Source organism: Erythrobacter sp. F6033, from assembly GCF_023016005.1.
In the GTDB taxonomy this organism is placed as follows: Bacteria; Pseudomonadota; Alphaproteobacteria; order Sphingomonadales; family Sphingomonadaceae; genus Erythrobacter.
Map to the genome: position 1 here is coordinate 743,863 of NZ_JALKAZ010000001.1, position 19,949 is coordinate 763,811.

Below are 19,949 nucleotides of genomic sequence, written 5' to 3' on the forward strand. Positions count from 1 at the left end.
GAGGGCCGAGCACTATGGTAAAATGGATCGGAGCGGCTGCATGGAGCGCGAAAGAAGCGCCCGCTGGCGATCGCCTGCCATACGAGCGTCTGATCGACGAAAGCACGGTGTTGCTCCGCGATGGTTCAGTGATGACCGCCATTCAGGTACCCGGTCTACTTTTTGAAACCGAGGATTCCGACGCGCTGAATGCCCATGCGGTGACGCGTGAGGTTATGCTGCGCTCGACGCTCGATGCGCGTTTCGTGATGTATCACCACGTGATCCGCCGCCGCGTGGAAGTTGAGCTGGATGCAGAGTTCCCTGACCCCCTTTCTCGCCACATTGACGCGCGCTGGAAAGAGCGGCTTGCTGGCGGATCCCTGTTCATCAATGACCAGTTTGTCACTCTGATCCGCCGCCCAGCGCGCGGCAAAACTGGCCTGCCCGAAAGGTTCGCCAAGTTCTGGAGCCGCCGGGGACAAGAAGCGCTTGAAGCGGATTACAAGGATCTGCGCAGCTTGAAAGCGGCGGCGACGGGCCTCGTGGCTTCGCTATCGTCTTATGGCGCGAGTGTTCTGGGCGATTATTCGGCACCCGGAGGCGGGACCAATTCGGAAATGCTCGAATTGCTCTCTGCCATCTATAACGGCGAGATGCGTCCAGTGCGACGTCCGCATGAAGACACCGACATCGGGCAAATGCTGCCCTATCGCCGCGTCAGTTTTGGTCTTGATGCGATGGAACTGCGCGGTAGCGGCAATCCTGATTTCTCGGCGATACTTGGCCTGAAAGACTATCCCGAGGCGACATCGCCTGGTCTGCTCGATAATCTGTTGCGCCTTCCATACGAGATGATCGTGACGGAGAGCTACGCGCCAAACGAGCGCACAACAGCCCGCGAGCGCATTGATCTCGCACTGCGACGTTCGCGTTCGGTTGATGAGGAGGCAGCAGCCGAACGATCAGACATGATGGCGGCGCGTGATGCACTGAGCAATGGCGGCGTCGGTTTTGGCGATCATCACCTGACTGTGTTGGTGCGCGAAAGCACGCTTGATCGGCTTGATGATGCCACGGCCGCTTGCGGGGCGGCTCTTGCTGATACTGGCGCGATCGCGGTGCGTGAAGACACCAATCTGGAGCCGTCTTTCTGGGCGCAATTCCCGGGCAATGAGGAATACATTGTGCGACGCGCGCTCATTTCCTCTGCCAATATGGCGGGTTTCGGCAGCTTCCACGGCTTTGCTCTGGGACAAGCTGACGGCAACCATTGGGGCGATGCTGTCACATTGCTCGAAACGACCAGCGCCACGCCGTTCTTCTTCAACTTCCACCACGGTGATCTTGGCAATTTCTCGGTCATCGGTCCGTCGGGCTCGGGTAAGACGGTGGTGATGAATTTCCTTGCGGCGCAGGCGCAGAAATTCAAACCGCGCACGATCCTGTTCGACAAGGATCGCGGGGCGGAGCTGTTTATTCGCGGGATTGGTGGCCGGTATGACCGGATCAATCCGGGCGAACCGACCGGCTTCAACCCGCTCTCGCTGCCCGATACGCCTTCGAACAAGGCATTCCTGCGCGATTGGCTCGGTGTGCTGCTGGAAGCAAACGGGCCAGAGGAATTTGCGACGATCAGCGCGGCTGTGGATGCCGCGTATCAAAACGCGCCAGGTTTGCGACGTCTCCGCCATTTCAAGGAATTGCTTGCCGGGTCGCGCAGGCCGGAGCCGGGTGATCTCGCAGACCGACTGGCTGCGTGGATCGGCGAAGCTACTGGTGACGGCGGCGAACACGCCTGGTTGTTCGACAACGATCGCGACCTGCTTGACCTCGATCAGCGTGTGCTCGGTTTTGACATGACGCAGCTGCTCGAAAACCCGCGGCTGCGCACGCCAGTCATGATGTATTTGTTCCACCGGATTGACGAACGGTTGGACGGTCAGCCAACCATGATCTTGATCGATGAAGGTTGGAAAGCTCTCGACGATGAAGTGTTCGCCGCGCGTATTCGCGACTGGCTCAAGACACTTCGGAAGCGCAACGCGCTGGTCGGGTTCGCAACGCAGTCTGCCAAGGATGCACTGGAAAGCCGCATTTCGACTGCCTTGGTCGAGCAGACAGCGACGATGATATTCATGCCAAACAGCCGCGCCCGGCCCGAAGATTATTGCGATGGGTTCGGCCTGACCGATCACGAATTTGCGCTGATCCGCTCTCTGCCGGCGCACAGCCGCTGTTTTCTGGTACGCCAGCCCGATGCCAGCGTTGTCGTGCGTCTCGACCTGTCGGGTGCACCAGAGGTTCTGACGATCCTGTCTGGCCGCGAAGCGTCTGTGCGGCGCCTTGATTTGCTCCGTGAAGCGGTCGGTGATGACCCTGCACAGTGGTATCCATCGCTGACCAACCGGGCATGGCCTGACGGTTCGACAGAGGTTGACGAGCAAGGCCAGCCAATCTGGCAGGCAGCCGAATGACGACGACTTGCGATCTTGCTGCCGAGGGAATGGGCACTGGCGTTTCCGCCGCTCTAACGGCGGTGGATTGCATTGCATCTGAAGTCAGCGAACAGGCGTTTTCGCGCATATTTGGGGCAGACGGTGAATTCGCCCTGGCTCTAACCCTCATACTCGTTCTCTACGTCGCGTTTTTCGCGATCAGTTTGATGCTCGGTCGCAGCAATCTGTCGATACGCTCTCTTGTGCCAAAGATGCTGACGCTCGGCCTTGTCCTTAGCGTCGCGACCAGCTTCGCCGCGTTTTCTGCGATCTTTTATAATCTGTTCGTCGGCGGTCCAGATGAAATCGCGAGTGTAATTACAGGTTCAGACGGGTCGGCTACGGCCACATTCGCGCAGAAGCTCGACATTGTGTTTCTGGCCGTTCAGCAGGCCAGCGGCGACACGACCGATATCAGCGCATTTTCGCCAGAAGGCATGATGTGGATCGGGGCGATGCTCTTGCTCTTGGGTACTGTCGGATTGCTGGTAACGGCGCGCATCGGGCTGGCACTACTGCTCGCTGTCGGGCCGATCTTTGTTGTTCTCGCGCTGTTCAATGGCACGCGGGGCCTGTTCACTGGTTGGCTCAAAGGCGTGACAATGCTCGCGCTCGCGCCGCTCTTCGCAGTCCTCGGTGGATCAATCATGCTCGAAATGGCGGTGCCAATCCTTGCGGCTTTGGTCGCGGTTCCCGGACAGATTGATCAGCAGGCGGCGATGGCGTTCTTCCTTGTGGGCGCAGTGCATATTGCGTTGATGTTCATTGTCCTAAAGGTCGCCACCACGATGGTATCTGGTTGGCAAGTCTTTGGCCTTGTCCCGTCAAAGGAAAACGCTTCCGCGCAGGAGGTGGCACGACCAGCGCCAGCGGCCGCTCCTGTGCTCGCAGGACAGGCGCGCGCTGCGCCCGTTGCCACTTCTACCGCTTCCGCGCAGCGCCGCATGGATGTGGCGCCGCAAACGACCTACGTGGCCGCTGCCAATGATAGCGGCCCAGGCGGATCGACCACTATTCGCGAGACGAAGGTCTACGCCACCACTTCCGGAGGCGGCCAAACCGCTCCGCTCAATCCATCAAGCTCGCGCACGCGCGGCATTGGCAACCGTTTCCGCTCGGCAGGGACCGGAAAAGCCTTCTCAAAACCGGAGAGCACTTCATGATCCGCGTCGACACCGTTCGGCTTTCACTCTGCGCCGTGGCTTTGGCCTTCGCCGCACCGGCTTTTGCCCAGAGCGATGCGCGCTTACAGACACGCGTCTACGATGAAACCGCTGTCTTCACGATCCCGGGCAAGGTCAAAGTTCAAACCACAATCCAGTTTCGCAGCGACGAAGCGATCGAGAATGTTGCGATTGGCGACAGTCAGGCTTGGCAAGTGCAGCCAAACAAAGCGCAATCGCTGCTATTCGTGAAGCCGCTTCAGCCCAATGCAAAAACCAATATGACGGTTGTGACCTCCCTGCGGACGTATCTGTTCGATTTGGTTGCCAGCCCCCGCAACAACCCGCTTTACGTGATGAAATTCAGCTATCCGAAGGCGGAAAAAGCCGAGGAAGAAGCGAGACTGGCTGCGGTGGAAGCGAAAGAGCGCGAACAGGCGACAGCGGTCGAATTGGCCGCCGCCAATGATCCTTACGCTGTGGCCGATCCGGAATTGCTGAATTTCGAATGGGAGAGCGAGGGCGACCGAGACCTGTTCCCGGCGCGCGCATATGACAACGGCGATGCGGTGTTTCTGACATGGCCGGTTGGGACACCGATCCCGGCGATCCTCGTGACCAATTACGATGGCGAAGAAGGGCCGGTTAATTTCACCGTTCGCGGCGACACGGTGGTGCTTGATACGGTCCCGGCGAAAATCATTTTGCGATCCGGTGAGGATACGGCGATCCTGACCAACAATGGTCCGGTGCCATCTCAGTCGCGCAGCGCGGCAGCCTATGAAAAAAGGAACCGCGGATCATGATGTTGGCGAACCAGTCTGATGTGAGGGAGACGAAGTAATGCGTCTTGCAATGCGACTTCCGGGAAAAAAGGGCGAGGGAGATACCCCGGCTGAGGGCGATCCGCGTGACAGCGAGTCTGCGGAAATCATCGACCTTGCGAGCCGCAATGGTTTTCCTGCCGTTATTGACCGCAAAGCGAAATCAGAAGGTCTCGGACTTGCTGCTGGCGTTGCGATTGTCGGCTTGCTCGGAGCGGTAACATTTTGGGCCATGAATGCTGCGCAGCAAACGGGTGACCAGCAAGCGGTCGGCAATCCGAATGTTGCGGCGCCCGCTCAGGTCGCTGCAGCACCCGTTGCGCCTGCGCCCGTTAATGCGCCTCAAGAGGTACAGCCCGCCGCTGCGCCAACGCCGACTCCGATCCTGTCCAACAACCCCAACGCATCTCGGGTCCCGGTGACCAATCCCTATGCCAGCCCGACAATGGTGTTCGATGCCAGCACGGGAACGCAGGGCAACCGACTGGTTGAAGCGCCTGCAACCCCCGTCGCCAGCGCGACCAGCACTGGTGACACAGGTGCGCTTGGCAGTGCAGCTGCCTTTGCCAGCCGCGTGGGCGGTGTAGGGGGCGGTCCGGCTCAGGCCCGGCCCATGACCAACCCTTCGACGACCGTAACCGAGGGGACTCTGATCCCGGCGATCCTTGAGACTGCGATCAACACCGATGTGCCGGGCTATGTTCGCGCTGTGGTGAGCCAGGATGTGCTCAGCTTTGATGGGAGAAACGTACTCGTCCCGCGTTCTTCGCGTTTGATTGGCCAGTACCAGTCGGGCGTGCAGCAGGGCCAGAAACGCGCTTATGTGATCTGGACCCGCTTGATCCGACCCGATGGCGTATCGGTCAACATTGCATCGCCTGCGGTCGGGTTTGATGGCACAACCGGGCTCGCTGGAGATGTCGATAGCAAGTTCTTCCAGCGCTTCGGTTCGGCTCTGCTTCTTTCGTTGGTTGATGGACTTGGCGCAATCGCGTCCGGCGGGACCAGCGTGATCCTTGGCGGTGGTCAGAGCGCGGCCAGCACCGCGCTTCAACAGGATGGCCAGATCGGGCCAACCATCCGCGTCAGCCCCGGCGAACCCATCCGCGTCTTTGCCGCGCGCGATCTCGACTTCAGCACAGTTCAGTGATCGCCGGATAGTATGAGCGCCGATATCCATCCGTTTGAGACTTCCAGCGATACCAGCAGTTCCGCCGATTCTGATCAGGTGGACAGCCTGATCGCGATGGGCGAACGCAGCGTCTATCTCGACGCCTATCTCGAGCCGTTTAAACGCTGGTTGGACCGCGACACGGTCACAGAGATCATGGTCAATCGACCGGGTGAGGTCTGGATTGAGGACGCATCCGATCCCGGGATGAAACGAATTGAAACGCCGGAGATTGATGATCGCCTCGTGCAACGTCTGGCGGAGCAGGTCGCGCGGGTTTCGCATCAGGGGATCAACCGCGAACATCCTCTGTTGGGTGCGACGCTGCCCGACGGTGCACGTATCCAGTTCTGCGGACCTCCAGCCAGCCGAAAGCATTGGATTATGGCGATCCGGCGTCACAGGCGGCTCGATCTGCCGCTTGATGCCTACGATTCAGGCCCGCTTTCGAGCGAAGCTGAAGTGTCGATGCCCGACCCGCAAATGGAGCCAATCGCTTACTTGCGAAAGGCAATCCGTGCGCGAAAGACTGTTCTGATCTCGGGTGGCACCAGCACGGGTAAGACCACGTTCCTCAACGCGATGCTTGGCGAAATACCGCAGGAGGAGCGCGTGGTTCTGGTCGAGGATACGCCGGAGCTGCGTTTCCCGGGCGAAAACTCGGTCGGCCTTGTCGCGGTAAAAGGCGAATTGGGTGAGGCAAAAGTCACGGCAAACGAGTTGCTACAGGCGGCGTTGAGATTGCGCCCTGATCGCATCGTCCTCGGCGAATTGCGCGGCGCGGAAAGCGTTTCATTCCTTCGAGCGATCAACACCGGCCACCCTGGCAGCTTTTCGACCATTCACGCCAATTCGCTGAATGGCGCGCTCGAGCAATTGTCTTTGATGGTGATGCAGACGGGCATTGGTCTCTCCCGCTCCGACACGATTGCCTATTCCGCCAGCGTAATTGACGTGATTGTCCAGCTGGGCCGCGATACAAACGGCAAACGCGGCATTACACAAATCGCCGATACGCGCTCGCTCGTGTGAATCAAGTGACAATCCCTATTGGGTGAATTAGACCGCGTTCCAGCCGATCACGACGAACAGTTTAAGAGGAACCGGAACGCATCGCATGAGCAGCACGCCGATCATCGATAGGGCGAACCATCCGGCGGCTCCAGCGGGCACCGAAGCGCCTAAGCCTGTTACGAATGCTGCCCCCGAAGGTGCATATTTCAATCGCGAACTGTCATGGCTCTCCTTTAACGAACGCGTTTTGGCAGAGGCATGCAACGAGCAGTATCCTTTGCTTGAAAGGCTTCGCTTCCTTTCGATCTCCGGCAGCAATCTTGATGAATTTATGATGATCCGCGTCGCCGGGCTTGTCGGTCAGGCGCAGCGAGGGATTGCCAAACCTGCCATTGATGGCCGGACACCGACCCAGCAGCTCGTCGCGATAAGAGAAAAGCTGGAAATGCTATCAGCGTGGCAGCAGGATATCTGGCGGGACCTACGCGACCGTCTTGCTGACACGGACATTCATGTCGCTGATGAGCGCCGCGTAAACCCTGCTGCTCACAAATGGCTGGAGGAGTTCTTTCTCGAAGAGATATTGCCCGTCATCACACCGCAGGCTCTTGATCCGGCGCATCCATTTCCGTTCGTCCAGAATGAAGGAATTGGCCTGCTCTTTACGCTCACCCGTGAAGCCGATCAGGAGCAGATCATCGAGATGATTTTGATCCCGAGTGCGTTGCCCAGGTTCGTGCGCGTTCCCGGCGATCACAGCGGGCAAGGCGAGGCAATTTACATCTCCATCGCGAGCCTCATTCAACGCTATGCCCGTAACCTGTTCCCCGGCTTCGCTATCGAAGGCGACGGCATGTTCCGCGTGCTGCGCGACAGCGATATCGAGATTGAGGAAGAGGCAGAAGATCTCGTGCGGACATTCCGCAGTGCGATCCAGCGGCGGCGCCGCGGCCAAGTGATTCAGCTTGAGCTGGAGGATGACTTTGATCCGAAGGCGGAGGCAATTCTCCTTGAGCAGCTTGGCGTTCACGAAGCGGCCGTGATCAAAACCGATGGCATGATCGGGATTGATGGATTGGCCGAGATTGTCAGTGAAGATCGTCCAGACCTAAAATTCGATGCCTATTCGCCGCGCTATCCGGAGCGCATACGCGAACACGATGGAGATGCCTTTTCTGCGATCCGCGAGAAGGACATCATCATTCACCACCCTTACGAAAGTTTTGAGGTGGTGGTCGATTTCATCAAGCGAGCGGCAGAAGACCCCGATGTCGTGGCGATTAAACAGACGCTTTATCGCGCTGGCTCTCAGTCGGCGGTGATCAGCGCGCTGATTGATGCTGCCGAACGCGGCAAGTCAGTCACCGCAGTGGTCGAGTTGAAAGCGCGCTTTGATGAAGAGCAGAACCTGACATGGGCGACGAAGCTGGAGCGCGCCGGAGTTCAGGTGATTTACGGTTTCACCGATTGGAAAACGCACGCAAAAATCGCGATGGTTGTGCGGCGTGAGGATGATGGGTTTCGCACGTACTGCCATTTCGGTACTGGCAATTATCATCCGATCACAGCGAAGGTTTACACCGATCTGTCGTTTTTCACGGCAGACCCAAAGCTTGGCCGTGACGCGGCAAAAATGATGAATTTCGTGACCGGATATGTCGAGCCAGGTTCGCTCGATCTGATCTCTATTGCTCCGCTTAATCTACGCGAGGAGCTTTACCACCGGATCGACGCTGAGATCGCCAATGCAACTGCGGGTAAACCGGCTGCGATCTGGATGAAGTGCAACCAGATAACCGATCAGGGCATGATCGACCGGCTCTATTCCGCGAGCGATGCCGGCGTTCAGGTCGAATTGGTTGTGCGGGGCATTTGCTGCTTGCGTCCGGGCGTCCCCGGCATGAGCGACAACATCCGTGTGAAATCCATTATCGGGCGGTTCCTCGAACACAGCCGCATTTATGCCTTTGCCAATGGAGAAGCGATGCCCGGAACCAACGCGGCGGTGTTCATCTCGTCAGCGGACCTTATGGGACGCAACCTCGATCGGCGCGTTGAAAGCCTGATCCCGGTGCTGAACCGCACAGTTCATGATCAGATTTTGCAGCAGGTGCTGCTCGCGAACATGCTCGATACAGAGCAAAGTTGGTGGCTGCATGGCGACGGCAGCTACTCGCGGGTTGAAACCGATGGAAAGCCGTTCAACTGCCACCGGTACTTTATGACGAACCCGTCTTTGTCGGGCCGGGGCGGGGCGCTTGAAGCGGGCGGCGTGCCTAAGCTTTCTCTGCGCAAGGGGCGTAGCGGATGAACCTTCGGAAAAAGCGTGCAGAACGCGACGGGGCATTTTCCGGGGCTACCCCCGAACGCGCAATCATTGATATCGGTTCGAACACCGTCCGGTTGGTGGTTTATGGCGGGTCCATGCGCGCGCCTGCAGTTCTCTTGAATGAGAAAGTTGCGGCGAAACTTGGCCGAGACATCGCTGAGACAGGTGCCTTGGCAGACGAAGCCGTCGAGCTCGCCATGCGCGGGCTCAGGCGGTTTGCGCTGTTGTTGCAAGATTTGGGTGTGGACGATGTCGAGACCGTTGCAACAGCAGCCGTCCGCGATGCCAGCAATGGTGAGAAGTTCGTAGCTGGCTTGCGCGAGTTGGGTTTCAACCCGCGCGTTATCACAGGTGAGGAAGAAGCCTGCCTAAGCGCAAGCGGTGTTGCTGGAGCTTTCCCAGATGCCACGGGCATCGTTGCGGACCTTGGCGGCGGGAGCCTCGAGCTCATCGACGTAGCCGATGGCGCACCGGGTTCTGCCGTATCTCTCCCTTTGGGCACGCTCAGACTACCTGAATATCGCAAAAAAGATAATGACGATTCCGCCATGCGTAAGTCGCTGGAAAAAGCGCTGAAAAAAGGTGCGGGCGAGTTCGTGGGCTCTGGTGGTAAGGACAAACCGCTTTATCTGGTCGGTGGCACATGGCGCACCATGGCGGTGTTCGCGATGCAGGAGCAGGGCCATCCGCTGTCCGACCCGCACGGCTTTGAAATGTCCGCGAAAGAGGCGAAAGGTCTGGCGAAAACGCTCGCCGGGATGTCACCGGAGGATTTGAATACGCGTGATCGCATTTCTTCGATGCGTTCGGAAAAGCTCCCCAATGCGGCGATACTTTTGCAAGCGATGCTTGCCCGGATTGAGCCCAGCGGTCTTGTCTTTTCATCATGGGGACTGCGCGAAGGACTGCTCTATGACCGCCTGCCAAACCATGCGAAATCGCAAGATCCACTGCTCGCAGGAATTGGTGTTTTCGCTACCCAGCGCGGCGCACCGCCGACGCTTGCGGCTAGGATCGCGGCGTGGACTGTCGATGCGGCACCGTCGCAGAAGCACGGCACCGAGCGGTTGCGATTGGCGGCTACCATGCTCGCGCTGGCATCAATGCAGATCGAGCCAAACATTCGGCTACCCCAAGCGATTGACTGGGCGTTGCACAAACGCTGGATAGCCGTTTCTGGGAAAGACCGCGCCATGATGGCTGCGGCCGTGGCGGCGAATGGCAATCACCCGGAATTGCCGGAACAAGTCACCGAACTGGCCGATGATGACGCGCTCAATGAAGCGATCTGCTGGGGGTTGGCGGTCAGGTTGGCGCGGCGGATTGGCGCGAAGTCCCGCCGTTCGCTCCAAGCAAGCCGCCTGGTGGTTCGGGATGGAAAGCTCGTCCTACGGCTTGAGAAAAGCCATGCAGCTCTATTCGGCATTCCGACTGAGAAAGACATCAAGCTGCTTGCGGGAAAACTGGATATGGACTGGAGCGTTACCATCGTTCCAGATGGTGAGCTGAAGTCGGATGATGATGGCCACGCAGACGTGGCTGCGCAGTAAATACTAGGCTTCGCTGCGACGCTCTTTCGAAGAGAACGGCGAGAAATCGGTGTCGGTATCGAATAAATCCACACCTTCGGCCTTCTTCAGCTTACCAACCACCAGATACGTCACAGGCGTTAGAGCGGCTTCCCAGAGCACTTTGAGCAGCCAGTTGGTGATCATCACCGTGATCACTGCCTCGGTGCTCCAGATGCCGTAGAATGCGATCGGGTAGAATATCAGACTGTCCACGCCTTGACCCACTACGGTAGAGCCGATCGTACGGGTCCACAGAGCCTTACCTTTGGTCCAGACCTTCATCTTGGCCATGACGAACGAATTGACGAATTCGCCGGCCCAGAAGGCGACGATAGAGGCGAGGACAATTCGCCATGTGCTGCCGAACACGGATTCGTAGGTTTGCTGGCAGATCGATCCCGGCACGCTGTTGACATCGTCTTTCAGCTCCATTGAGCCGGAGGCCGCGCATTCCCACCCGTCAAATGCGGGCAGGCTGACCACAACATAGCTCATAAAGGCGAGGAAGATCATGGCCGCAAAGCCGGTCCAGATGACGCGGCGAGCGCGCGCAAACCCGTAAATCTCGGTCAGAATATCGCCGATGACATACCCAAGCGGGAAAAACAGTATGCCCGCACCGTAAATGAAGGTGCCATCGGCAGCTGGCCACCACCCGTCCGGCCACCAGCTTACCTCAACAAAGGTAAGCTTCGCCGCGCCAATAATGTTGGAAAGCAGCAGGATCGCGACGAATGCGGCCATGACAAATTCGTAGTAGCGGAACGATACCGGCGCGCTGCTGGTCGCGGTGATCCCGTCATTCGGATCGGTATCGAAAGCGGCGGCAGGATCGGTCTTTTCCATATCTCGGCCCCTAGCGCGATTTGCCTATGCCGCAAAGCGCGCTATTGGGCGGTCAGCCGTGTTCGGCGCGCGCCCGTAGCTCATCTGGATAGAGCGCGAGACTTCTAATCTTGAGGCAGCAGGTTCGAGTCCTGCCGGGCGCGCCAACTCCACTCATCTTTTCAGAACCACGGGTCGTGCCGCCTTTCGCATGTTTGCGGACGGGCGTCGTGCAGGGTTCAGGTGATGATAGGCAGTCTCGAGTCTCCAGATTTGCAAAGGAGACAGTAGATGAAGACCCTTTCAACGTTTGCACTTGCCGCAGCAGCCTTGTCGGCGCCGGCGGCAGTCCTCGCTCACCCGATCATCGTTGAACGCGATCGCGGCATGCCGATTGCGCCAAATAATGACAGCAATAAATGGTGGCTCGATTACAAGACAGATATCAGCGAGGCGAAACGCGAGTTGAGAAGCGATCTGCGCCGTGCGACCGATGAAGAGGATCGCCGCGATGCGCATGAGGAATATCGCAACGAAATCGCGGACGCCAAACACGATTACCGCAAGGAAATGCGTGAGCGCGGTTACCGGGTTGCGAATTTTCGCGAGAACCGCCGCCTCGCGAGACGATAGTCAGCCGCGCTGAACGGTCGAAAGCAGTTCTGCGGTTATCGGATATCCGGCATTTTCCATAATGCGCAGCATTGGTTGATCGTTGTTGTCATCGATCTGCGGAATGATGGTTTTGACCGGGATAGCTTCGGCCTGTGCACGGGCTTCATCAAAATTGGCAAACAAGGCCAAACGCTCAAGATTGCGGCGAGTGGGGAAGATCAGCTTGATCTCACCGCGCTCCGCCGCGTCGAGTGCGCCCTGTGCGCTGGTCCAGAATAGCCGTGTGTTCTCTGAATTGTCGATCGACACATCCACCTCGCCTGTGCCCAAATCAGCGAGGTAGAAGCGGGTGTCATAGACCCGCGAGAGCTTCTCATTCTGGGGAAACCACCGGGCAAATGGCACGATCTGGTCTAGGTCTAGGCTCCATCCGAACGCCGCTAGCACCGGCGCGAGCGCGCCTTCGGCTTCGATCATAACCCGCGCTTTTGCGGCGCTGTCCGCTGTAATGTCACCCGATAGGCCCAATGCGAGACCGGTCTCCTCCAGAGTTTCGCGGATCGCGGCTATCTGGTGTGCGGCTTCGTCAACGGAAAGGTCAGGCCCGGCGATTGTTTGCGCCAACTCGAAATCGGCCGGATCCACGCGGCCTCCGGGGAACACGGCCATGCCGCCCGCAAAGGTCATTGTGCGAGAACGAACCGTCATCAGCACTTCTGGAGCCCCTCCATCAGGCGCGCTGCGGAAGATTACGATGGTTGCTGCTGGAATGCCTTCGGGGCTGGATTCGCTGTTCATGGGATAAGTGATGGCCTGCCGAACGGGCCTTGCCAAGTGTTCCTGACCATTCAGAGGAGCGGGGATGCGGGTATGTGTCGGCGCACTTTACATCACGGCACACTCTTAAATTTCGATAACCATCTAAGTCACTAAAAAACTTGGATACTGTGATTTTGGCACGGTGGGTGCATTGTTATGGGCAAGTCCAAATGGTCTTGAAATGAGGTTCGACCTTTCCTGGTCTCTAGGTCGACCTCCCCGTAAAAAAAGAGCCGCCTTGCTTTGGTCAGCAAGGCGGCTTCTTTTTTGCCTAGCGCGTTGGCGCTGGATTCAAATCAGCTTTCGGCTTTGGCGACACCTTGGTCGTCCATCATCTGCTTCAGCTCACCAGCTTCGAACATTTCCATCATGATATCGCTGCCGCCGACAAATTCGCCTTTGACGTAAAGCTGCGGGATGGTTGGCCAATCGGAATAGGTCTTGATGCCCTGGCGGATTTCCATGTCCTGCAGCACGTCAACGCTTTCATAAGCGACGCCGCAATGATCGAGGATCGCAACGGCTCGACTGGAAAAGCCGCATTGTGGGAAGAGCGGTGTGCCCTTCATAAACAAAACGACGTCATTTTCGCCGACGAGAGTGGAAATTCGGGTGTTGGTATCAGCCATGATTGATGCGGCCTTCAGTTTGATTGGTTTGTCGAGGAATTACGTGGGGACCACAGTCGTAACTTGCAAGGCGTGCAGTTCGCCGCCCATCTTTCCGCCCAGGGCACCATAGACCATCTTGTGTTGCGCCACGCGGGTCTTGCCCGCGAATTGCGGTGCAGTGACTTTGGCTGCCCAATGATCGTTATCACCGGCGAGGTCAGTCAATTCGACAACTGCACCTGGCAAGGCCGCGACAATCGCGGCTTCGATATCGGGCCCTGACATTGGCACGGCTTAGCTGTCGCCCATCAATTGGCGTTTGGCTTCGACAGTCATCTCTTCGAGCTTTGTCCGAATGTCAGCTTCGCTAACGTCCGTGTCAGCGCCCGTCAGATCGCCGAGCAGTTTGCGGATCACGTCTTCATCACCAGCTTCTTCGAAATCGGCCTGAACAACGGCTTTTTTATAAGCGTCGGCCTCTTCCTCGGTAAGGTTCATAAGGTCAGCAGCCCATTCGCCGAGCAGGCGATTGCGACGTGCGGCCACTTTGAAGGCGGTTTCTTCGTCCATGGCGAACTTGGCTTCTTCGCCGCGTTGGCGATCCTGAAAATCTGTCATTGGTGTCCCTCCGAAAGTATCGGGTTTGAAATAGGGGTGGGCAGGCCTCGCAACAAGGCTTCCACCATTGAATTAATCGATGGTGACGACGAGTTTTCCAACAGCTTCACGGTTTTCCAGTTTGGCAATCGCTTCGCCAGCGCGCTCTAACGGGAAAGTTTCCGAAACGAGCGGGTCGATCTTGCCAGCCTGCATCAGCGCAAAAAGCTCTTTGACTTGCTCAACAAACTTCACTGGTTCGCGTGCAGTAAATGCTCCCCAGAAAACGCCGCAGATATCGCAGCTTTTCAAAAGTGTGAGGTTGAGTGGCATCTTCGCAATGCCAGCTGGGAAGCCGACCACAAGAAATTTGCCTTCCCAAGCAATCGAACGCAGCGCAGGCTCGGAATATTGGCCGCCAACAATGTCATAGACGATGTTCGCACCATTCGGGCCGCATGCAGCTTTGAATTTGTTGGCCAGTTCCTTCGACGCCGCTTTGTCCATCTCATCGCGCGGGTAGATTACGACCTCATCAGCGCCCGCTTGCTTCGCAACTTCGCCTTTCGCTTTGCTGGAGACAGCCGCGACGACGCGCGCACCGAATGCCTTGGCGAGTTCGACCGCCGAAAGCCCGACACCGCCAGCCGCGCCAAGGATTAGGACGACATCACCTTCTTTGATGTGGCCGCGATCTTTCAAACCGTGGATCGTGGTGCCGTAGGTCATCAGAAGCGATGCAGCTTTTTCGAAAGGCACACCATCAGGGATCGGGAACATCCGGCCCGCTGGCACAATGACCTTTTCTGCAAGGCCGCCATTGCCGATGCCCGCCATTACACGATCACCGGGTTTGTAATTGTCGACGCCTTCGCCAACCGCCTCAACCACACCGGCCAGTTCACCGCCCGGCGCGAAAGGACGCTCGGGTTTGAACTGGTACATGTCACGGATGATGAGCGTGTCTGGATAATTTATCGCGCAGGCTTTCACCGCGACGAGCACTTCGCCTTTGCCGGGTGTGGGAGTATCAATTTCGTCGAGCTTGAGTGTTTCCGGTCCGCCAACTTCGTGGCTTAGAATGGCTTTCATGTGGGTCTCTCCCTTAGATTTGTGTGCCTTTGGCGAGCCAGTCCTGCGCTTGGGCGCGCCGGCTCTCGAATTGTCCGATCTGGGTCTGCCGCTCCAGCGTGAGCGCCACTTCATCGAGACCATTCAGCAGGCAATGTTTGCGGAATGGGTCGATGTCGAAGGCGAAGCGGTCTTGAAACGGTGTGGTGACCGTCTGAGTGTCAAGATCGACGGTAATCTCGTGCCCGTCGCGGGCAACTTCCAATAGACGGTCGATGGCTTCCTGGGGGAGCACCACGGGCAGGATACCGTTCTTCACCGCATTGCCGGAGAATATGTCCGAATATGAAGGCGCAATAACCGCGCGAATACCCAGATCGAGGATTGCCCAAGCGGCGTGCTCGCGGCTCGACCCGCATCCGAAATTGTCACCGGCGATCAGGATGGGTGACCCAGCATAGGCGGGATCATCGAAGACATTTCCTTCGACCGCGCGGATTGTCTCAAACGCCCCTTCGCCGAGGCCTTCACGGGTGATGGTTTTCAGCCAAGCGGCTGGGATGATAATGTCGGTATCGACATTCTTGGCGCCGAACGGAATGGCGCGGCCTTCTATCCGCGAAAGAGCATCCATTGTGACCGTCCCTCAATCAGTTTCTGGCGGCTCGCCGGAGGGCGCCTTTTTTGCCTGATCGGCACCGATGGCGCTGTCTTCGGTCTTTTGCTTGAAGCGCTTGCCGGCATAGAGCAGCGCGGCGGCGATAGCGGCAGAGCCAATGGTTGCGGCAGCACCGATAGCGGCGTTGCGCGCAGTGTTGTTTTTCGGCGTGTCTTCAGGGGTCTCTTTGGTCATAGCTTTCTCATGCGGCTCGATTGCGGGGTTTGCAAGGGATCAGCGATCAAAGGTCGCGGACATCTGTTAGCCGACCTTTGATTGCTGCAGCAGCAGCCATGGCTGGCGAGAGCAGGTGGGTGCGTGCGCCGGGACCTTGGCGGCCGACAAAATTGCGGTTTGAAGTCGAAGCGCAGCGTTCACCAGCGGGTACCTTATCCGGGTTCATGCCGAGACAGGCCGAGCAGCCGGGCTCACGCCATTCAAAACCTGCGTCGGTGAATATCCGATCAAGGCCCTCTTGCTCGGCCTGACGTTTGACCAAGCCGGATCCTGGCACAACTATGGCCCACCGCACGTTGGAGGCTTTTGTGCGCCCGTTCAGTACCTCTGCAGCGGCGCGAAGATCTTCGATCCGGCTGTTGGTGCAACTGCCGATAAAGACGTTTTCAATCGGCACCTCAGTAAGAGGGGTGCCGGGTGTCAGCCCCATATAGTCGAGGCTCTTTTGAGCCGCTGCCTGTTTGCTTTCATCAGGGAAGCTTTCGGGCGCGGGCACCACGCCGCCAATCGGGAGGACGTCTTCCGGGCTAGTGCCCCAAGTTACCGTCGGCTCTACGTCAGCAGCATTGATGACAACCGACTTGTCAAACTGGGCACCGTCATCGGTGTGCAGAGTGCGCCAATACGCAACGGCATCGTCCCAGTCTTTGCCAGCCGGTGCCATCGGACGGCCTTTGAGATAGGCGAAAACGGTTTCATCAGGCGCGACCAATCCAGCACGCGCGCCGGCTTCGATGCTCATATTGCAAACCGTGAGCCGCTGCTCGACGCTCATTTGCTCAAAGACCTTGCCGCGATATTCGATGACATAACCATTGCCGCCGGCCGCTCCGATCACGCCGATGATGTGGAGGATCAAATCCTTGGCCGTTACGCCGCTGGATAATCCTCCTTCAACGCGGATTTCCATGGCTTTCGAACGTTGGAGCAAGAGCGTCTGTGTGGCGAGGACATGCTCGACTTCACTGGTGCCTATTCCGAAAGCGAGCGCGCCCAGACCGCCGTGGCTTGCGGTGTGAGAATCGCCGCAGACAATTGTCGTGCCCGGCAGAGAGAAGCCTTGCTCCGGACCGACCACATGGACGATGCCCTGTTTCTCGTCAGCATCGCCGATATACTGGATGCCGAACTCGGGCGCGTTCTTCTCCAGCGCGGCCAGCTGCGCCGCGCTTTGCGGATCGGCGATGGGCACGTTGTTGCCGCTGGCATCGCGTCGCGCCGTTGTCGGCAAATTGTGATCGGGCACAGCCAGTGTCAGCTCAGGGCGGCGCACCGGACGGCCAGCAATCCTAAGCGCTTCAAAGGCTTGCGGACTGGTCACCTCGTGCACCAAGTGCCGATCAATATAGATCAGCGCGGTGCCGTCATCGCGGATTTCGACCACGTGGTCGTCCCAGATCTTCTCATAAAGGGTGCGGGGTTTGCTGGCCATGATCGCTTTCTAAACTCTTTTCTCGACTGCGATTAGCGGCCCTTGCGCAACACTGGCAAGACACCGCAGAAATAACCTGCATTTGGTCATGGAAATGTAAGACCTCAGATGCTAACTTACATTCATGTCAGCAACAGCCCCTGCTTCTCCCTATGCCTTTCCGATCAAGGTCCTTCCCGAAGACATCGACTTTATGGGACACGTGAACAATGCGCGTTACCTCAATTGGGTGCAGGATGCGGTCCTGGCCCATTGGAACAAGCTTGCTCCGGCAGAGGAAGTGGCGAGCAAAGCGTGGGTCGCTCTCAAGCATGAGATAACCTACCGCAAACCCGCTTTTCTTGAAGACGACGTTATCGCCAGCACGGTGCTTGAGCATTTCAAAGGTCCGCGCGCATTCTATCGCACCGTGATTAAACGCGGCGAAGAGGTTCTGGCCGAAGTGCAATCGAGCTGGTGTTGTATCGATGTGGAAACGTTGCGTCCCGCGAAGATCGGCGAGCACATGCGCGAGTTCTTCTTTCCCGACGCGGATTGAACGCTGCGCTTTCAGTCGTGCCGTCTTGAGGTTATACGCACCCGAATGACCTGCCTGCGCGTATCTGATTGAGATGGCATCCCGTTTTTCCCTTCCTGCTCGCCCGGCTCAGGCCGGGATAGGCCTTGCGCTTGCTACGCTGATCGCTGGCAGTTGGCTGGGGATTCATATTTTCGGGATGTTCGTTTTCGAACTTACGCTGGCGAACCTGCCCTTCGCGCTTGCTCTTGCAGCGGTGCAATGTTGGCTGTCGGTCGGCGTGTTTATCATCAGCCATGATGCGATGCATGGCAGTTTGGTTCCCGGAAAGCCGAAGGTGAATTCCGCCATCGGTGCGGTTTTGCTCGCGCTCTATGCGGGCTTTGGCTGGAAGACATTGCGCGATGCGCATTTCACCCACCACAAGCTAGCGGGTCACGCGGGCGATCCTGATTTTGATGAGAGTAATCCGCGCAGTTTCCTGCGTTGGTACGGGACATTCTTCAAACGCTATTTCGGCTGGAAATCGCTCCTGTTCGTGCACACCGTTGTTGGTATCTATTGGCTGGTGCTCGGTATCCCGATGGCGCAGATATTTATCCTTTATGGGGCGCCGGCGCTCCTATCTTCGCTCCAACTTTTCTATTTCGGCACGTTCCGCCCCCATCGCCATTTCGCGAGCGCGAGTGAGCAGCCTTTCGTCGATCGGCACAACACCCGCAGCGACGAATTCGGCACTCTGGCCAGCCTCGCCACATGCTTTCATTTCGGCTATCATCTGGAGCACCATCGGCGTCCCGATGTGCCATGGTGGGCATTGCCAAGTGCTCGTAAGGCAGGCGTCGGGGCTTCGCCAGATGCGAAGGATTTACAAGAGGTCGCCACATGAGCTGGCTCGAAGCCATTTCAATCACTTTAGCCGCCGTGATCGGCATGGAATTGTTCGCGTGGTACGCGCACAAATACATCATGCATGGTTGGGGCTGGGCATGGCACCGTGATCATCACGAACCGCATGACAACGCATTTGAGAAGAACGATTTGTTCGCGGTCGTTTTCGGCACGATCAACGCCGCAATGTATATTTTCGGTTCGCTCTATTGGGAGTGGCTGTGGTGGGCTGCGCTCGGCGTAAACCTCTACGGTGTGATCTATGCCTTCGTGCATGATGGGTTGGTGCATCAGCGCTTCTTTCGCTGGGTTCCCAAGAAGGGATACGCAAAGCGGCTGGTTCAGGCGCACAAGCTGCACCATGCAACCATCGGCAAAGAAGGCGGTGTCAGCTTTGGATTTGTGTTCGCCCGCGATCCGCAAAAGCTTAAAGCCGAACTGAAGGAACAGGCGAAGGCTGGTGTTGCCGTGGTTCGAGACGCGCGCGTCTAAATCGCCCTAGGGTGACACCAAATAGAGTTGGCGTGCTTTGGAAATTTTGCGTATCCCACTGTAAAATATACGCAAATCCACCCAATTGATCCGGCTAATGTGACTTTCCGCGATACATGTGTCAGGCGCGTCTTTTTGAGGTCATGTCGACAATATCAAAGAGCCAATGATGCTCTATGGCATTTGGCCTGATGTAGGAAAGTCAGGCCGCAGCGATCCGCGCAGCGTGCTCTTTTACCAGCGCGATCATATTTGGAACGCCCTGCGTCCGGTTGCTCGATAGCTGGTTTTTCAGGTCAAACGGCTCAAGCATTCCGGTCACATCCATTGCCGCGACCTCAGTCGCAGGCTTATCCTGAACGGCGGCGATGACCAGCGCGACAATCCCTTTGGTGATTGCGGCGTTGCTGTCGGCAAGGAAATGGAGAGCATCGGTCTGCTCGGTAGGATAGACCCACACCGAAGCCGAACATCCGCGCACCAATGTCGCATCCGTTTTCAACGCGTCAGGCATTGCATCCAGCTCGCGGCCGAGCTCTATCAGCAGCCGATAGCGCTCATCGCCTTCAAGGAATTCATATTCTTCGAGGATGTCCGAAAGTGTTCGCATGCCGGGCTATTTAGGCGGCCCGGCC

At 57.7% G+C, this 19,949-nt stretch carries 21 protein-coding genes and 1 tRNA gene; 12 read left to right on the plus strand and 10 right to left on the minus strand.

Annotated features, from left to right (window positions below):
- The first annotated feature begins 14 nt into the window (after positions 1–14).
- The 7 genes from MWU39_RS03405 to MWU39_RS03435 all read left to right on the plus strand — a co-directional run bounded on the left by MWU39_RS03405 (position 15) and on the right by MWU39_RS03435 (position 10,528).
- Positions 15–2,456 carry a VirB4 family type IV secretion/conjugal transfer ATPase gene (locus MWU39_RS03405; protein ID WP_247158573.1) on the plus strand — a complete coding sequence of 814 codons (2,442 nt, stop codon included), beginning with the start codon at positions 15–17 and terminating at the stop codon, positions 2,454–2,456.
- Entirely contained in the window at positions 2,453–3,640 is a 1,188-nt protein-coding gene (locus tag MWU39_RS03410) for a type IV secretion system protein (RefSeq protein WP_247158574.1), read from the plus strand. Before MWU39_RS03405 ends, MWU39_RS03410 begins: the two co-directional genes overlap by 4 nt.
- On the plus strand, positions 3,637–4,446 hold the full coding sequence (locus MWU39_RS03415; RefSeq protein WP_247158575.1) for a TrbG/VirB9 family P-type conjugative transfer protein: 810 nt from the start codon (positions 3,637–3,639) through the stop codon (positions 4,444–4,446). The genes MWU39_RS03410 and MWU39_RS03415 overlap by 4 nt, the downstream gene beginning before the upstream one ends.
- A 37-nt stretch (positions 4,447–4,483) precedes the next feature.
- The gene (locus MWU39_RS03420) at positions 4,484–5,614 is read left to right on the plus strand and encodes a TrbI/VirB10 family protein (protein ID WP_247158576.1); all 1,131 of its coding nucleotides are present in this window, start codon (positions 4,484–4,486) and stop codon (positions 5,612–5,614) included.
- 12 nt (positions 5,615–5,626) lie between these two features.
- On the plus strand, positions 5,627–6,667 hold the full coding sequence (gene virB11 / locus MWU39_RS03425) for a P-type DNA transfer ATPase VirB11 (RefSeq protein WP_247158577.1): 1,041 nt from the start codon (positions 5,627–5,629) through the stop codon (positions 6,665–6,667).
- A gap of 85 nt (positions 6,668–6,752) precedes the next feature.
- The gene (locus tag MWU39_RS03430; protein ID WP_247158578.1) at positions 6,753–8,960 is read left to right on the plus strand and encodes an RNA degradosome polyphosphate kinase; all 2,208 of its coding nucleotides are present in this window, start codon (positions 6,753–6,755) and stop codon (positions 8,958–8,960) included.
- The gene (locus MWU39_RS03435) at positions 8,957–10,528 is read left to right on the plus strand and encodes a Ppx/GppA family phosphatase (protein WP_247158579.1); all 1,572 of its coding nucleotides are present in this window, start codon (positions 8,957–8,959) and stop codon (positions 10,526–10,528) included. Before MWU39_RS03430 ends, MWU39_RS03435 begins: the two co-directional genes overlap by 4 nt.
- Before the next feature lie 3 nt (positions 10,529–10,531).
- Here the strand turns inward: MWU39_RS03435 and MWU39_RS03440 are convergent, their stop codons facing one another.
- Positions 10,532–11,395, minus strand: coding sequence for a queuosine precursor transporter (locus MWU39_RS03440; protein WP_247158580.1), 864 nt, complete (start codon positions 11,393–11,395; stop codon positions 10,532–10,534).
- Positions 11,396–11,464: 69 nt separating this feature from the next.
- On the opposite strand from MWU39_RS03440, the gene MWU39_RS03445 reads away from it, so the two are divergent.
- Positions 11,465–11,541, plus strand: a tRNA-Arg gene (locus MWU39_RS03445).
- Between the two features lie 124 nt (positions 11,542–11,665).
- Complete coding sequence (locus MWU39_RS03450) at positions 11,666–12,007, plus strand: hypothetical protein (protein WP_247158581.1); 342 nt, start codon at positions 11,666–11,668, stop codon at positions 12,005–12,007.
- On the opposite strand, the gene MWU39_RS03455 is transcribed toward MWU39_RS03450, so the two are convergent.
- The 8 genes from MWU39_RS03455 to leuC all read right to left on the minus strand — a co-directional run bounded on the left by MWU39_RS03455 (position 12,008) and on the right by leuC (position 17,414).
- A complete protein-coding gene (locus MWU39_RS03455; RefSeq protein ID WP_247158582.1) occupies positions 12,008–12,787 on the minus strand; it encodes an NUDIX domain-containing protein in 780 nt (259 codons plus the stop codon). It lies immediately after the preceding gene.
- Positions 12,788–13,104: 317 nt separating this feature from the next.
- Entirely contained in the window at positions 13,105–13,437 is a 333-nt protein-coding gene (gene grxD, locus MWU39_RS03460) for a Grx4 family monothiol glutaredoxin (protein ID WP_247158583.1), read from the minus strand.
- A gap of 39 nt (positions 13,438–13,476) precedes the next feature.
- Positions 13,477–13,704: a BolA/IbaG family iron-sulfur metabolism protein gene (locus MWU39_RS03465; protein ID WP_247158584.1), complete on the minus strand. Its 228-nt coding sequence runs from the start codon at positions 13,702–13,704 to the stop codon at positions 13,477–13,479.
- A gap of 9 nt (positions 13,705–13,713) precedes the next feature.
- The gene (locus tag MWU39_RS03470) at positions 13,714–14,037 is read right to left on the minus strand and encodes a DUF1476 domain-containing protein (protein ID WP_247158585.1); all 324 of its coding nucleotides are present in this window, start codon (positions 14,035–14,037) and stop codon (positions 13,714–13,716) included.
- A 72-nt stretch (positions 14,038–14,109) separates the two neighbouring features.
- Complete coding sequence (locus tag MWU39_RS03475) at positions 14,110–15,108, minus strand: NADPH:quinone oxidoreductase family protein (protein ID WP_247158586.1); 999 nt, start codon at positions 15,106–15,108, stop codon at positions 14,110–14,112.
- A gap of 13 nt (positions 15,109–15,121) precedes the next feature.
- Entirely contained in the window at positions 15,122–15,721 is a 600-nt protein-coding gene (gene leuD / locus MWU39_RS03480; RefSeq protein WP_247158587.1) for a 3-isopropylmalate dehydratase small subunit, read from the minus strand.
- Positions 15,722–15,733: 12 nt separating this feature from the next.
- Entirely contained in the window at positions 15,734–15,940 is a 207-nt protein-coding gene (locus MWU39_RS03485) for an isopropylmalate isomerase (RefSeq protein ID WP_247158588.1), read from the minus strand.
- A gap of 46 nt (positions 15,941–15,986) precedes the next feature.
- Positions 15,987–17,414, minus strand: coding sequence for a 3-isopropylmalate dehydratase large subunit (gene leuC, locus MWU39_RS03490; protein WP_247158589.1), 1,428 nt, complete (start codon positions 17,412–17,414; stop codon positions 15,987–15,989).
- Positions 17,415–17,538: 124 nt separating this feature from the next.
- On the opposite strand from leuC, the gene MWU39_RS03495 reads away from it, so the two are divergent.
- The 3 genes from MWU39_RS03495 (at position 17,539) to MWU39_RS03505 (ending at position 19,314) form a co-directional block, all read left to right on the plus strand.
- Positions 17,539–17,952 (plus strand): thioesterase family protein, encoded by a 414-nt coding sequence (locus MWU39_RS03495; protein WP_247158590.1) that lies wholly within the window; start codon positions 17,539–17,541, stop codon positions 17,950–17,952.
- A gap of 73 nt (positions 17,953–18,025) precedes the next feature.
- Complete coding sequence (locus MWU39_RS03500; protein WP_247158591.1) at positions 18,026–18,820, plus strand: fatty acid desaturase; 795 nt, start codon at positions 18,026–18,028, stop codon at positions 18,818–18,820.
- A complete protein-coding gene (locus tag MWU39_RS03505) occupies positions 18,817–19,314 on the plus strand; it encodes a sterol desaturase family protein (RefSeq protein ID WP_247158592.1) in 498 nt (165 codons plus the stop codon). The genes MWU39_RS03500 and MWU39_RS03505 overlap by 4 nt, the downstream gene beginning before the upstream one ends.
- Before the next feature lie 202 nt (positions 19,315–19,516).
- On the opposite strand, the gene MWU39_RS03510 is transcribed toward MWU39_RS03505, so the two are convergent.
- Positions 19,517–19,924 carry a SufE family protein gene (locus MWU39_RS03510; RefSeq protein WP_247158593.1) on the minus strand — a complete coding sequence of 136 codons (408 nt, stop codon included), beginning with the start codon at positions 19,922–19,924 and terminating at the stop codon, positions 19,517–19,519.
- Positions 19,925–19,949 lie beyond the last annotated feature (25 nt).